General features: G+C 72.3%; 12 protein-coding genes. 10 read left to right on the plus strand and 2 right to left on the minus strand.

Annotated features, from left to right (window positions below; all coding sequences use genetic code 11):
• Window positions 1–35: 35 nt before the first annotated feature.
• Genes ACN28F_RS29400 through ACN28F_RS29410 form a run of 3 tightly spaced genes read left to right on the plus strand, consistent with a single transcriptional unit; the run spans window position 36 to window position 2,784 of the window.
• Window positions 36–620: a rhodanese-like domain-containing protein gene (locus ACN28F_RS29400; protein ID WP_289205688.1), complete on the plus strand. Its 585-nt coding sequence runs from the start codon at window positions 36–38 to the stop codon at window positions 618–620.
• Complete coding sequence (locus tag ACN28F_RS29405; RefSeq protein ID WP_421360739.1) at window positions 617–2,368, plus strand: SulP family inorganic anion transporter; 1,752 nt, start codon at window positions 617–619, stop codon at window positions 2,366–2,368. The genes ACN28F_RS29400 and ACN28F_RS29405 overlap by 4 nt, the downstream gene beginning before the upstream one ends.
• 2 nt (window positions 2,369–2,370) lie before the next feature.
• Window positions 2,371–2,784 (plus strand): carbonic anhydrase, encoded by a 414-nt coding sequence (locus tag ACN28F_RS29410; protein WP_289205690.1) that lies wholly within the window; start codon window positions 2,371–2,373, stop codon window positions 2,782–2,784.
• 53 nt (window positions 2,785–2,837) lie between these two features.
• Here the strand turns inward: ACN28F_RS29410 and ACN28F_RS29415 are convergent, their stop codons facing one another.
• The gene (locus tag ACN28F_RS29415; RefSeq protein ID WP_289205691.1) at window positions 2,838–4,193 is read right to left on the minus strand and encodes a hypothetical protein; all 1,356 of its coding nucleotides are present in this window, start codon (window positions 4,191–4,193) and stop codon (window positions 2,838–2,840) included.
• 99 nt (window positions 4,194–4,292) lie between these two features.
• Between ACN28F_RS29415 and murD the strand changes: the two genes are divergently transcribed.
• The 4 genes from murD to ACN28F_RS29435 all read left to right on the plus strand — a co-directional run bounded on the left by murD (window position 4,293) and on the right by ACN28F_RS29435 (window position 9,136).
• The gene (gene murD, locus ACN28F_RS29420) at window positions 4,293–5,645 is read left to right on the plus strand and encodes a UDP-N-acetylmuramoyl-L-alanine--D-glutamate ligase (RefSeq protein WP_421360742.1); all 1,353 of its coding nucleotides are present in this window, start codon (window positions 4,293–4,295) and stop codon (window positions 5,643–5,645) included.
• A gap of 275 nt (window positions 5,646–5,920) precedes the next feature.
• Window positions 5,921–6,184, plus strand: a complete 264-nt coding sequence (locus tag ACN28F_RS29425) for a hypothetical protein (protein WP_289205693.1) — start codon at window positions 5,921–5,923, stop codon at window positions 6,182–6,184.
• 121 nt (window positions 6,185–6,305) lie between these two features.
• Window positions 6,306–7,634, plus strand: coding sequence for an aspartate aminotransferase family protein (locus ACN28F_RS29430; RefSeq protein WP_421360744.1), 1,329 nt, complete (start codon window positions 6,306–6,308; stop codon window positions 7,632–7,634).
• On the plus strand, window positions 7,631–9,136 hold the full coding sequence (locus tag ACN28F_RS29435; protein WP_421360745.1) for a CoA-acylating methylmalonate-semialdehyde dehydrogenase: 1,506 nt from the start codon (window positions 7,631–7,633) through the stop codon (window positions 9,134–9,136). The genes ACN28F_RS29430 and ACN28F_RS29435 overlap by 4 nt, the downstream gene beginning before the upstream one ends.
• A gap of 526 nt (window positions 9,137–9,662) precedes the next feature.
• Here ACN28F_RS29435 and ACN28F_RS29440 read toward each other — a convergent pair.
• Entirely contained in the window at window positions 9,663–9,989 is a 327-nt protein-coding gene (locus tag ACN28F_RS29440) for a hypothetical protein (RefSeq protein ID WP_289205695.1), read from the minus strand.
• Window positions 9,990–10,091: 102 nt separating this feature from the next.
• On the opposite strand from ACN28F_RS29440, the gene ACN28F_RS29445 reads away from it, so the two are divergent.
• From ACN28F_RS29445 to ACN28F_RS29455, 3 genes are read left to right on the plus strand one after another with little or no spacing between them, the layout of a single operon-like run.
• Window positions 10,092–12,332 (plus strand): LuxR C-terminal-related transcriptional regulator, encoded by a 2,241-nt coding sequence (locus tag ACN28F_RS29445; protein WP_421360747.1) that lies wholly within the window; start codon window positions 10,092–10,094, stop codon window positions 12,330–12,332.
• Between the two features lie 11 nt (window positions 12,333–12,343).
• Window positions 12,344–13,570, plus strand: coding sequence for a class I SAM-dependent methyltransferase (locus ACN28F_RS29450; protein WP_289205697.1), 1,227 nt, complete (start codon window positions 12,344–12,346; stop codon window positions 13,568–13,570).
• Window positions 13,563–14,594, plus strand: a complete 1,032-nt coding sequence (locus ACN28F_RS29455; RefSeq protein WP_421360749.1) for an NAD-dependent epimerase/dehydratase family protein — start codon at window positions 13,563–13,565, stop codon at window positions 14,592–14,594. Before ACN28F_RS29450 ends, ACN28F_RS29455 begins: the two co-directional genes overlap by 8 nt.
• The last annotated feature ends 79 nt before the right edge of the window (window positions 14,595–14,673 follow it).

Here is a 14,673-nt window from a genome sequence, read left to right on the forward strand (position 1 = left end):
CACCTGATCCTGGCCGACCCCTTTCTGGAGACACCATGCCCCCCACCAATCCGACCATCGACGTCCCCGCCGCCCGGGCCCTGCTCGCCGACAACCCGGACACCCTCGTCGTCGACGTGCGGACCCCGGCCGAGTTCGAGACCGCCCACATCGACGGGGCGATCAACCTGCCGCTCGACCAGGTCGACGCCCACCTGAACCGGATCGTCGCCGACGCCGGCGGCCGGATCCTGCTGATCTGCCAGTCCGGCAACCGGGCCCACCAGGCCTGCGGCAAGCTCGCCGGTGCCGGCCTGGACTCCGCGACCGTGCTGACCGGCGGGATGGGTGCCTGGATCTCCGCCGGTGGACCGGTCAACCGGGGCCGGCAACGCTGGAGCCTGGAACGTCAGGTGCGGCTGGTCGCCGGCGCCATCGTGCTGGTCGCGGTGCTGGCCAGCATCTGGTATCCGCCGGCCCGCTACGTCGCCGGTGCCATCGGTGCCGGGCTGACCGTCGCCGCGCTGACCAACACCTGCGCGATGGGCATGCTGCTGGCCCGGCTGCCGTACAACCGGGGCGCCGGCTGTGACGTCGACGCGTCGCTGACCCGGCTGAGCCGGGCCGGCGCGGCGAGATGACCGGCGCGGCGTACCCGCGCCAGGCCCGCACCGGGCCGGCGCGGGCCCTGCCGATCCTCGGCTGGCGGCGCGGCTACGACCGGCAGGTGCTGCGCCACGACCTGATCGCCGGCCTGACCGTCGCCGTCATGCTGGTGCCGCAGAGCATGGCGTACGCCGCCCTCGCCGGCATGCCACCGGTCACCGGCCTCTACGCCGCCACCGTGCCGGTCCTGGTCTACGCCCTGCTCGGCACCTCCGGCTCGCTCGCCGTCGGCCCGGTCGCGATCACCGCGTTGATGACCGCCACCGCCCTGGCGCCCCTGGCCGACGGCGACCCCGGCCGGTTCGCTGCCCTCGCCGGCCTGCTCGCGCTGCTGGTCGGTGCCATCCAGGTGCTGATGGGTGTGCTGCGCCTCGGCGCGTTGGTCAACTTCATGTCCCACTCGGTGCTGTCCGGTTTCACCTCGGCCGCCGCGCTCGTCATCGCCGCCAGCCAGGTCAAGGACCTGCTCGGGCTGCGGGCCGAGCGCGCCGAGAACCTGCCCGGCATCCTGACCAGCCTCTGGCAGGCCGCGCCGACGGTGCACCTGCTGACCGTGGCGGTCGCCGGGGTCAGCATCGCCGGGCTGGTCCTGCTGCGCCGGTACGTACCGAAGCTGCCCGGCGCGCTGCTGGTCGTCGCCGCCGTCACCGCGGTCAGCGCCGTCCTGGCCCTCGGTGACCGTGGCGTGCCGATCCTCGCCGACGTGCCGAGCGGGCTGCCGGTGCCGGACCTGCCGTCGATCGCCCTGGCCGACGTACGGGCCCTGCTGCCGGCGGCGGTCGCGATCGCCCTGGTCGCCTACATGGAAGGCATCGCGGTGGCCAAGTCGCTGGCCGCCCGGTCCCGCCAGCACGTCGACCCGAACGCCGAACTCGTCGCCGTGGGCGCGGCGAACGTCGCAGCCGGCGCATTCCACGCCTTCCCGGTGGCCGGCGGATTCTCCCGCAGCGCCGTCAACTTCTCCGCCGGGGCCCGTACCCCGGTCGCGTCGGTGGTCACCGCCGCCGTCGTGGCGGCCACCGCGCTGCTGCTCACCCCGGCCTTCCACCACCTGCCCAAGGCGGTGCTCGGGGCGATCGTCGTGGTCGCCGTACTCGGTCTGGTCGACCACCGGGGCGCACGGACGGCCTGGCGGACCCGGCGGGCCGACGGGGTCACCCTCGCCCTGACGTTCCTGGTCACCCTGGTCGCCGGGGTCGAGGCAGGGCTGGCCGTCGGCGTCGGGTTCAGCCTCGTGGTGTTCCTGCACCGGTCGGCCCGGCCGCACACCGCCGAACTCGGCCGGGTCCCCGGCACCGGGACGTTCCGCAACGTCGCCCGCTACCAGGGGCTGGTCACCGACCCGCAGGTGGCGGTGCTGCGCATCGACGGCCCGTTGTACTTCGCCAACGCCGAGTACCTCGCCGACCAGTTGTCGGCACTTGCCGAGGACCGCCCGTCGCTGCACGCCGTGGTGCTCGACGCCAGCGCGATCAGCGACGCCGACACCGACGGGGCACACACCCTGGCGCAGGCCCGTGACCGGCTCGCCGGCCGGGGCGTGGCACTGCACCTGGCCACCGTGCGCGGCCCGGTCCGGGACCTGCTGACCCGCTCCGGCCTGTGGCCGGCGATGCGGGAGGCCGGGCAGCTGCATCCGGAGGTGGCCGACGCCGTCGACGCGGCCGCCGGTACGCCGGACGGCAGCGACCGGACACCACGCCTGCCGCAGGAGGTGTACTGACCGTGCCGGACCGGTTCGCCACCGTGGTGACCTGCATCGACGGGCGGATCCACGGCCCGCTCGGGCAGTGGATCCGCGACCGGCTCGACGTGGACCATCTCGACCTGATCACTGCGCCGGGCGCCGACCGGGTGCTGGCCACCGCCGACCCGGCGGAGCTGACCAGGCTGCTGGACGCGGTCGGCGTCTCCCGTACCGCGCACGGCAGCGGCACCCTGGTGCTGGCCGGGCACGCCGACTGCGCCGGCAACCCGGTCGACGACGCCGAACACCACGACCAGCTGCGCCGGGCCGCCGACCGGCTCGCCGCCGCCCTGCCCGAGCTGCGGATCCTGGCCGTGCACACCGGAAGCTGCGGCACCGGCTGCTGGCAGCCGCACCTGATCGACGAGCGGGCACCCAGCGGGCGTCCGTGACCGACTGACCGGCGGGGTCAGCGCAGCGCGGTGGGTCAGAGCAGCGCGGTGGGTCAGAGCAGCGCGGTGAGGACCTTCGCGTACGCCGCCGGCACGTGGTGCGGACCGCCCGGCAGCAGTACGTCGGAGGCGTCGACCGCCGGCCACGCCTGCTGCGGCACCGCCGCCATCAGCTCACCGACCAGCGGGGCGTCGCGCCACTGCGGCGAGGAGGCGAGCATCCGTAGCGCGACCAGGGACTCCTCGACCTCACCGACGCACTCGAACGGCTTGTGCCCGTCGACGCCGATCAGCTCCCGGAAGCCGGCCAGCTGGGCCGGGTCGGCCAGCAGGTCGACACCGAAGATGCCGACCAGCCGGTCGCGTTCCATGAACGGCGCGAACGCCAGGAACACGAACCGGCACTTCGGGCACGCCCCGCACCAGCGTTCGCTGCGGTCGCGCAGCTTGAACGCCGCGTTGCAGCTGGTCACCACCGGGTCGTAGCCGGTCGACGCCGCGAACAGCTTGGCGATGTGCAGCTCGGACAGGGTCCGCAGCAGCGAGAAGTACGGCTCGGTCAGCCCGGCGTGGCCCTGCAGCGCGGCCCGCAGCAGCCCTTCGGCCTCGACGCCCTTGGACCACTGGTGGTTGATCTCGTGACCGTTCCAGATCAGGTTCGGGTCGGACGCGGACCGTTCGTTGGACATCACCACCGGGCCGAGGCCGTGCAGCACCGCCGTACCGACCGCGATCAGCGAGTTGATCGCGGTCACCGGGATGTGCCCGTTGTACGCCCCGGACGCGTTGAGGTCGAACAGCCGCGGGTCCAACGTTCGGCGGGCGGCCAGCGCCGGCAACCCGGAGGCCGCGTTGACCGCCACGATCACCGGGTTCGGGTTGACCGAGAACGGCACCGGCTCGAAGCCGGCCCGGCGCAGCGCCTCCAGGGTGACGATCGAGTCCTTGCCGCCGCCGACCGCCGACAACGGCCGCCGGTCGGCGGTGTCCACCGGTGTCGGCGGGGTCGGCACCCCGTCCGGCACGACGGGGGCGAGGTCGAGCACGTGCGGCAGCTCGTTGCGGTACGCGTACTCGGCCAGGCCCGAGGTGTAGACGGCGGTGACCAGCGCGACCGCCTCGGCCCCCAGCGGCGCCGGCGCCACCAGCCGGGGCGGGGCCGCCGCCTTGTAGTAGCTGACCCCGGCGACCAGGTGCAGCAGCTCCAACACCCGGCGGAACGTCGACCCCGACCCGGTCGGCGGCGGGGTGCCGTCGGGCATCGGGAAGGTGATCCGCTCGACGAAGGTCGACGCCGCGCCGTCGTCACCGGTGAGCGCGTAACCCAGCTCGGCCACCCCGGTCACCGGGTCGAACTCCAGCGTGGGGAAGGTGAACGCGGTGAAACGTCCTAGCTCGTCACGGGTCACCCGTACCTCCTCCACTGATCACCGACCAGACATACTAGTCCCGGTTCGCGCCCCCGATCCGGCGCCTGATGACATGCTTCGCAGTGGAGGAGATGACCGGTGCGCCTGGCTGACCTGCGTGGCCGATCCGTCGCGGTGTGGGGCACCGGCCGCGAGGGACGGGCCGCGGTGACCGCGATCGCCGCCCAGTCCCCGGCCGGGCTGGTCGCCGTCGACGACAGTGCGACCGCCGCCCCGGCGGACTGGGACACCGGCACCGCGCCGCTGTACACCGGCGAGGACGGCTTCGCCCGGTTGGCCGCCGCCGACGTCGTGGTCCGCTCACCGGGCGTGCCGCAGACCCACCCCTGGGTGGTGCGGCTGCGCGAACGCGGGGTGCCGATCACCGGCGGTACCGCGCTGTGGACGGCCGACCACGCCGCCCGGACCGTCGGTGTCACCGGCAGCAAGGGCAAGTCCACCACGTCCAGCCTGATCAGCCACCTGCTGACCGCGCTGGGGCGGCCCAACGCGTTCGGCGGCAACATCGGCGTACCGCTGCTGGCAATGCCCGAGGCCGACCTGTACGTGCTGGAACTGTCGTCGTACCAGTGCAGCGACCTGACCGATTCGCCCCGGATCGCCGTGCTGACGTCGCTGTTCCCGGAGCACCTGGACTCGCACGGCAGCGAGGAACGCTACTACGCCGACAAGCTCAACATCATCGCGCACGGCCCGGAAACGATCATTTACAACGGTACGGATCCCCGGCTCGCCCGGCGGCTGCTCGGGGTCGAGGCGACCGCCGCCGGACTGCCCGACGGCTACCACGTGGCACCCGGCGCGGACGGCCGGCCGTACCTGCACCGGGGTGGCGAGCCGCTGTTCGCGCGGGCGGCGCTGCCGCTGGCCGGCCGGCACAACGAAGGCAACCTCTGCGTGGCGTTGACGGTGCTCGAAGCACTCGGCGTCGACTGCGTCGCGCAGCGCGACGTGATCGCCGACGCGGTCGCCGGTTTCGCCGGCCTGCCGCACCGGCTCGCCGAGATCGCCGACCCGTCGGGGCTGACCTTCGTCGACGACAGCATCTCGACCAGCCCCTATTCGGCGATGCACGCGATCGACGCGTACACCGGCCGCCCGTTGACCGTCATCGTCGGCGGCACCGACCGGGGGCTCGACTACACGCCGCTGCGTGAGCACCTCGCCGAGTCGGAGTTGACGGTGATCGGCGTACCGGACAGCGGGCCCCGGATCCTCGACACCCTGGCCGGGCTGCCCGGCGTGCGCACCGCGCAGGCCGCCGACGTCACGGCGGCCGTACGGTTGGCCCGCGAGCTCACCCCGGACGGTGGGGTGGTGCTGCTGTCCCCGGCCGCCCCCAGCTACGGGCATTTCCGCAACTTTGAACACCGCTCCGAGGTCTTCGCCGCCGCCGTCCGCGACACCGCTCCCGGGTCGCGGGTCGCCTGACTTTCCGGCTCTGCGGCCCTGACTGTGGGTGACTCCGCTGCGGACAGATGTCGTTCCTGCCGATATACCTGTGGGGAATGATTATTCCCCACAGGAATATCCACGGTTCGGAATATGTGCCTCCCGGCGTCGGGAGGCCGCCGACCGCGCGGACGCCCCCCGCCCCGTCCCGTCCCGGCCCCCCGCCCCGGCCGTGGTCCCGCCACCTGGGCGATACCGCAGTTCCGGGAGGTGCCGTGTCAGGATCGTCCGGCTCCGGTGCTATACACAGCGGCATGCTTCGCGACCGGATGATCGCCTGTCTACTGTTCGCCGTCGCCTTCTTCGGGCTGGTGATGCAGTGGATCTACCCGTTCAGTGACATCCCCGAGGTGGTGGGTATCGCCATCACCGTGGTCGCGGTGGTGAGCGCGCTGACCGGCGTACGGCTGTGGCTGCGCTCGTCGCGGCAACGCTCCGACGGTGACGACGTGGAGATGGAGTCGGACGGGGCCGCGGAGGTGGGCTCAGACGCGGGGGCGAGCGGCTCGGGCGACTGACGCCGGGCGACGAAGTGTCAGGTCGGGCCGGTCCAGTCGCTACACGATGGCGGTTGCCGACGCCGACCCACGGTGAGAGGGTGCACCCACCGACATACCCGGGGAAGGGTGGCGCCGCCAGATGACCGCCGACGACCTGCTGGCCCGGCACCGGGCCGTCATGCCCAGCTGGATGCCGATCTACTACGCCGAACCCCTGGAGATCGTCGCCGGCTCCGGCCGCCGGGTCACCGGCGCCGACGGCCGCAGCTACCTGGACTTCTTCGGCGGCGTGCTGACCAACATGATCGGCTACGACATCCCGGAGATCCGCGACGCGGTGCAGCGCCAGCTCGCCACCGGCATCGTGCACACCTCCACCCTGTACCTGATCCGCCACCAGGTCGAGCTGGCCGAACGGATCGCCGCGCTGTCCGGCATCGCCGACGCCCGGGTCTTCTTCACCAACTCCGGCACCGAAGCCAACGAGGCGGCGCTGCTGGCCGCCACCAACTACCGCCGGTCGCATCAGATCCTCGCCGTGCGCAACAGCTACCACGGCCGCTCGTACGCGACGATGGGCATCACCGGGCACCGCAGCTGGTCGGCCAGCGCGCTCAACCCGCTGCAGGTCGCCTGGCTGCACTCCGGTGACCGGCTGCGTGGCCTACTGGCCCGGCTCGGCCCCGACGCCCAGCTCGACGCCGCCGTCGAAGACCTGCGCGAAGTCCTCGCCACCCAGACCGCCGGCGACGTCGCCTGCCTGATCGCCGAACCGATTCAGGGCGTCGGCGGCTTCGTACACGGCCCCGACGGGCTGCTCGGCGAATGGAAGAAGGTCCTCGACGAGTCCGGCATCCTGCTGATCTCCGACGAGGTGCAGACCGGCTGGGGGCGTACCGGCGAACACTTCTGGGGCTACCAGGCGCACGGCGTCGTGCCGGACCTGCTGACCTTCGCCAAGGGCATCGGCAACGGCTTCGCCCTGGCCGGCGTCGTCGGCCGCGCCGACGTCATGGACGCCGTGCCGGCGATCTCGTTCTCCACGTTCGGCGGCAACCCGGTCAGCACCGCCGCCGGCGTCGCCGTCCTCGACTACCTGCGCGACCACGACCTACAGGCCAACGCCGCGCGCACCGGCGAGCTGCTGCGTACCGGGCTGACCGGGGCGGCCGCCGCCCATCCGATCGTCGGCGAGGTGCGGGGCAAGGGCCTGATGCTGGCCGTGGAGTTCGTCCGCCCCGGCACCAGCGAGCCGGACCCGGCCGCGACCACCGCCGTGTTCGAGGCCTGCCGGGCCGGCGGGCTGCTGGTCGGCAAGGGCGGCCTGTACGGCAACGTGCTACGGATGGGGCCACCGTTGACGCTCACCGAGGACGAGGCCCGCGAAGGGCTGGCGATCCTGGTCGACGCGATCGCGTCGGTCTCGGCCGCTGCCGTGCCGGCCATTGTGGAAGGGGCGACGGCGTGAACCGGATCCCGCATTTTGTCGACGGCTCCCGTACCACGATGATCGAAGCCGGCGGCGACGGTCGCCACGGTGAGGTGTTCGACCCGGCGACCGGGCAGGTCGCCGCGACCGTCGGGTTCGCCTCGGCCGCGCAGGTCGACGCGGTCGTGCAGGTCGCGGCGCGGGCCGCCCGCGACTGGCGCGACGTGTCGCTGTCGCGGCGCGCCAACGTGTTGTTCGCCTTCCGGGAGATCATCAACGCCCGGCGCGACGAACTCGCCGCCGCGATCACCGCCGAACACGGCAAGGTCCTCGCCGACGCCGCCGGCGAGGTGCAACGCGGCCTGGAGGTCGTCGAGTACGCCTGCGGCATCCCGACGCTGCTCACCGGCAACTTTAGCGAGAACGTCTCGACCGAGGTCGACTCGTACAGCCTGCGCCAGCCGCTCGGCGTGGTAGCGGTCATCTCGCCGTTCAACTTCCCGGCGATGGTGCCACTGTGGTTCGTGCCGATCGCCGTGGCCTGCGGCAACGCTGTCGTGGTCAAACCGTCCGAGAAGGACCCGTCGGCGGCGGTGCTGCTCGCGCAGTGGTTCACCGAGGCCGGCCTGCCACCCGGGGTCTGCAACGTGGTGCACGGCGACCGCGAAGCCGTCGACGCGCTGCTGGACCACCCGGGCGTACGGGCGGTGTCGTTCGTCGGCTCCACCCCGGTGGCCCGGCACGTCTACACCCGGGGCACCGCCGCCGGCAAACGCGTCCAGGCCCTCGGCGGGGCGAAGAACCACATGGTGGTGCTGCCCGACGCCGACCTCGACCTGGCCGCCGACGCGGCGGTCAACGCCGGCTTCGGCTCGGCGGGGGAGCGGTGCATGGCGATCTCCGCCCTGGTGGCGGTGGAGCCGGTCGGCGACGACCTGGTGGCCCGGATCGTCGAACGGCTCGGCAGGATCCGTACGGGTGACGGCCGCCGGCCCGGCTGCGACATGGGTCCGCTGATCACCGCCGCGCACCGCGACCGGGTCGCCGGTTACGTGGCCGCCGGTGCCGCTGACGGCGCGAAGATCGTCGTCGACGGCCGGGGCGTGCCGGTCGACGGCGACGACGCCGGTTTCTGGCTCGGCCCCACCCTGCTGGACCAGGTGACCCCGCAGATGTCGGTCTACACCGACGAGATCTTCGGCCCGGTGCTGTCGGTGCTGCGGGTCGACTCGTACGACGCGGCGTTGGAGCTGGTCAACGCCAACCCCTACGGCAACGGTACGGCGATCTTCACCAACGACGGCGGTGCCGCCCGGCGCTTCCAACACGAGGTGGAGGTCGGGATGGTCGGCATCAACGTGCCGATCCCGGTGCCGATGGCCTACTACTCGTTCGGCGGCTGGAAGGCGTCGCTGTTCGGCGACAGCCACGCCCACGGCCGCGACGGGGTGCACTTCTTCACCCGGGGCAAGGTGGTGACCAGCCGCTGGCTCGACCCCCGCCACGGCGGCGTGAACCTCGGCTTCCCGACCCAGACCTGAGCGTTCGTCCACTGTTCGTCGATGCTGTCCCGGACGCGACAGCGGCCGCCAATTGTCGGTTCGGTTCCAGTTTGTGGTGCCAGTTATGTCGACATTCCGGGCCCACGGACGTCTCGTCCGCCGATGATGCGGCGATCGATACTCATCGTATCGATATAAATGCATGACGCTCAGTCCTTGACTGAAGATCCTGCTGCGCTAACATCGGAACAGGCCAATTCGATCGCCTGATGTCACTTGTAGACACGGTTGGATCGGGTGTCATCGACGCGTTCCGCTGATTTGGCCAGATCGACGGTGGGTTTCGGGTCCGGCGGCATCAGCTTCGTACTGGTCACGTGGGGATGGCATGGCGTTCATTGAGTATCACGAGGCGCTGGGCGTTCTGCGGGACGGGCTGGTCCGTGCCTCAGCCGGGCGGGGTGGCACGATCCTCGTGGTCGGGGGACTCGCGAGCGGGAAAAGTGCCCTGCTGCAGGAGTTCTCCCAGCGCGCCACGGTCGAGGGGGCGCGGATCCTGCGGGCGTCAGGTGCCATGCCCGAGCGCGCGCTTCCGCTGGGTGTCGTGGAGCAACTGGTGCAGAGCGGGCGGTTGGGTGGGGCCGCTGACCGGCTGACACGGTTGATCGGCACATGCGAGAAATGCCAATGGGAATTGCAGGATCACGAAACGGGCGACTCGTGCCAATGCGCGCGACTGTCCAGGGATCTCGCGAAGGTGCTCCTGCATTCGGGCGGTGGCGGGTCCGGCGCGGATCGGCCGGTGGTCGTCTGCGTCGACGATGCGGAATTCACGGATCAGTGGTCGATGCGCGTGCTCGTCTCGCTCGACCGTCGACTCAGAAATGCGCACGGCATTCTGGTGCTCACTGCCCGTAGTCCCGCGCAGTCCGCGACCCCGCTGCTGGCGTCGGAAATCAGCCGCCCGGGTCGTCAGCGGATCGGTCTCGCGCCGATGTCGGTCCGAAGCGTGGAGAGCCTGTTCGCCAAGGCGTTCGACCCCGACGTCGCCGAACGGGCCGCCGCGCCGTGCCACCGGCTCACCGCCGGCAACCCGCTGCTCGTCAGCGCTCTGCTCGACGACCACCGGGACCGGGACCTGACGGGCCGGGCCGCCGCCGGCCATCCGGCGGACCAGCCTCACGTGAGCCGGGAACCGACCGTGGTCGGTCCCCGCTACCAGCAGGCGGTCGTCGAGAGCGTGCACCGGTGGGAACTCCAACTCCTCGGCGCCGCACGCGTGCTCGCCGTCCTCGACGACCACTGCCCGCCGTCGTTGCTCGGCCGGCTGCTCGGCCTCGGGACGATCACCGCGGCCGGGCTGCTACGGACAATGACCGTTGCCGGTCTGGTGGCGGACGGCCGGTTCCGCCATCCGGCGGCCACCGAGGCGATCCTGCACGACATGACGGTGCACCAGCGCGCCGAACTGCACCGCCGGGTCGCCGAGACGCTGTTCGAACGCGGCGCTTCCGCCGTCGACGTCGCCCGCCATCTGCTGTCCGCAGACGCGACGCACGAGGCATGGGCGGTACGGGTGCTGCGGGAAGCGGCCGAACACGCGCTTGCCACCGAGGACCCGGCGCACGCCGTACGGTGCCTGGAACTGGCGTTGGCCTGCGCGGACGACGCCGACGCCCGGCTCGGGGTGGCCAGCGTCCTGGCCCGTGCGTTGGAGCAGGTGAACCCGTCGGCGACCGCGGCCCACCTCGACCCCCTGTGGGCCGCGGTGCCACGGGGCGAACTGCGTGATCGTGACCTGCTGGCGATGGCGCGGCTGGCGCTCTGGCAGGGTGCCCAGGACCGGGTGCAGCAGATTCTGCACCCGACGACGCAGACACACCGGTTGCTGGAGACCAAGACCGAGGCCGAGCTGCGGATCGCGTACCAGTGGTTCCACGGTTCCCGGTGGGGCTGGCCGGCACGGGCCGCAGAGGAGCCCCATGATCCGTGGCTCGACCTCGCCAGATCCCTGGCGACCCTGTGGCAGGGTGGCGGGTCCGGCGCGGTCGCCGCAGCCCATCAGGTGCTGCAGAGCTACCGCCTCGGCGAGGTCGCCGTCGAGGTCGTGGCGACCGCGCTACTGGCCCTGGCCCACGGCGGTCACAGTGACCAGGCGGTGCACCGCTGCGACCTGCTGATCGCTCAGGCCGAGCGGCGGGGTGCGGTCACCTGGGAGGCCCTGCTGCGTGCGGTCCGGGCCGAGATCGCCCTGCTGCGGGGCGAGCCGGCGGTCGCCGTCGCCCTGGTCGAACTGGCCCTGCGTCGGCTGTCCGCGTCGCGGTGGGGCGTGCTGATCGCGTACCCGTTGGCCACCCTGGTCGCGGCGCACACCGCCCTCGGCGCGCACGAGGCCGCGGCTCAGGTGCTGGCGCAGCCGATCCCGGACGCGGCGGACGACACCATCTGGGGCCTGCGCTACCGCCACGCGCGCGGACGACTGAAACTGGCCACCGGCGCGGTCCTGGCCGCCGCCCACGACTTCCACAGCTGCGGTCGGCTGATGCGCCGGTGGGGCGTCGACGGTCCGGTCCTGGGGCTGTGGCGGATCGACCTGGCCGAGGCGCAGTTCCGCCTGGGCCGCTGCGACATCGCCCGGGACCTGCTCAAGCAACAGCTCGCCAGCCGCGACGGTGACCTTCGGGTGCGTGGGCTCGCGCTGCGGGTGCTCGCGGCCGCCGCCGCACCCGAGCAGCGGCCCGCGCTGCTGCGGGAGTCGAACGACTGCCTGCGGACCGCCGGTGACCGGCTGGGGATGATCGCCGCGTTGACCGACCTGCACCGGGTGCACGAGCAGCTCGGCAACGACGACGAGGCCCGGGCGCTGGCCGCTGCGGTCGCCACCCTCGCCGGCTCCACCGACCCGCCGACCGACCCGCCGACCGACCCGCCGACCGGACCGGTACCCGGGGCCGGGGCCCGTCAAGCGATCGGCGGCCGCCGGGCCGACACCTCGGACGTACCGGTGTTGTCGGTGCTGACCGACTCCGAACGCCGGGTCGCGGAACTGGCCCGGTTCGGGTACCCGAACCGGGAGATCGCCTGCCGCCTGTTCATCACGGTCAGCACCGTCGAGCAGCATCTGACCCGGATCTACCGCAAGCTCAAGGTGAAACGCAAGGCCGACCTGCGCGTCCTGCTCGCTCCCGCCGGTGGCACCGCGATGGTCGACCGCCCGCACATCATCGACAACTAGGAGTGCCGTACATGCCTGCGACGTCGACCTGCCGGGTCTGTGCCGGGCCGGTGGAGGAGTTCTTCGACTTCGGACGACAGCCGCTGTCCGACGCCTTCCTGGTGCCGGAGCAGACTGACCCGGAGTTCTTCTACCGCCTGGCCGTGGGAATCTGCCGTACCTGCACGATGGTGCAGCTCATGGAGGAGGTGCCGAGGGAGCGGATGTTCCACGCGGACTACCCGTACATCTCCCGAGGGTCGGCGGTCATGCGGGCGCACTTCGAGGCGCTCGCGCGCCGGTTCCTCGCCGAGGAACTCCACCGGCCGGACGCCTTCATCGTCGAGATCGGCTGCAACGACGGGACGATGCTCGGCACCGTCGCCGACGCCGGGGTCCGCCATCTCGGGGTGGAACCGTCCAGCGGCGTGGCCGCCATGGCGGCGCAGCGTGGGGTACGGGTGCGGACCGACTTCTTCGAGGCCTCCGTGGCCGCCGACATCGCCGTCAGCGACGGGCCGGCCACCGTCATCTACGCGGCCAACACCCTGTGCCACATCCCGTACATCGACTCCATCCTCAAGGGAGTGCGGGAGCTGCTCGCCCCGGACGGGGTCTTCGTGTTCGAGGATCCCTACTTCGCGGACATCGTCGAGCGAACCTCGTTCGACCAGATCTACGACGAGCACTTCTTCCTCTTCACCGGCGGATCGGTGCAGGCGATGGCGACGCGACACGGGCTGGAACTGGTGGACGTGCAGCGGCTGCCGGTCCACGGCGGCGAGGTCCGCTACACCCTGGCGCGGCCCGGTGCCCGGACGCCGACACGGGCGGTCGCCGACCTGCTGGCTCAGGAACGCCGGGCCGGCATCGCCGAGCCGGAGACGCTGCGGCGGTTCGGCGACCGGGTCGAGCGGATCCGCCGAGGACTGACCGCGTTCCTCGACGAGCGTCACGCCCGGGGCGAACGGGTGGTCGGCTACGGCGCCACGGCCAAGAGCGCCACCGTGCTGAACTTCTGCGGGATCGGTCCGGACCGGATCGAGTTCATCTGCGACACCACCCCCGCCAAGCAGGGCCGGCTGACGCCGGGCTCACACATCCCGGTACGGGGGCCGGAAGCGTTCACCGCCGCGTACCCGCCGTACGCGGTGCTGTTCGCCTGGAACCACGCCGACGAGATCATGGCGAAGGAGACCGCCTTCCGGGCGGCGGGTGGACGATGGCTGCTCTACGTCCCCGAGGTTCACGTTGTCTGACGGTGCGCCAGCCCCGCACGGTCGGGGTGACCACGGGCGTCCACCGCTGGTGGTGATCCTGGGCGCCAGCGGGTTCGTCGGCGCGGCGGTGTCGGCGCGGCTGAGCTGGCGGGACGTCCGGTTGCGACTGGTGTCCCGGCACCTGCCGGCGCCCCCGCCCGGTCCGGCCCCGGCGCAACGACTGGTGCGCGACCTGACCGACCCTCGGCAGGTCCGCGAATGCGTCGCCGACGCCGACGCGGTGCTCCCACTGGTGCTGTACGCCGGACGGGGCACCTGGCGGCTGACCGACGACGAGGCGACCGCGCGGGCGGTCAACGTCGGGGTGGTACGCAGTGCGCTCGCCGCGCTGGCGGAGCGGCCGCCCCGCCGGGTCGGGCCGCCGCCGGTGCTGGTGTTCCCGGGGTCGACCTCGCAGGTCGGCCCCGGGCCGACCCGCGTCGACGGTACCGAGCCGGACCGGCCCGCCACCGGGTACGACCGGCAGAAGCAGGTGGCGCAGTGGGCGGTCGAGGCGGCCACCGCCGACGGTGTCGTGTGTGGAACGACCCTGCGCCTGCCGACCGTCTTCGGGCCGGGACGGGCACCGGGGGTGATCGACAGGGGAGTGGTCAGCACGATGCTGCGGCGGGCGTTGGCCGGACAACCGCTCACCGTGTGGGCCGACGGTACGGCACAGCGTGACCTGCTGTTCGTCGACGACGTCGCGGACGCATTCGTCGGGGCCCTGCACCATCCGACGGCGCTGGCCGGCCGGCACTGGCCGATCGGCAGCGGGCAGGGCACCACGCTGCGCGAACTCTTCACGATGATCGCGGCCCTGGCCGCCGAACACACCGGTGGGCCGCCGGTGACGGTCGAGTCGGTGCCGCCACTGGCGAACGCCTCGGCGATGGACCTGCACAGCCTGGTGGTCGATCCGTCGGCGTTCCGGGCGGTAACCGGCTGGCGGGCACGTACGCCGCTGCCCGTGGCGTTGCGGCGCACCCTGGACGCGCTGGCACCTGCGCCGGCGGCCGGCTGAGCCGGTGTCTGTCCGCAGGGGGCCGACCCCTAACCTCGCCGGTGGCTCCCCCTATCGCATTGACCTGTTCCGTTGCCGT

The sequence above is a fragment of the Solwaraspora sp. WMMA2101 genome (assembly GCF_049179175.1).
Taxonomy (GTDB): Bacteria; Actinomycetota; Actinomycetes; order Mycobacteriales; family Micromonosporaceae; genus Micromonospora_E.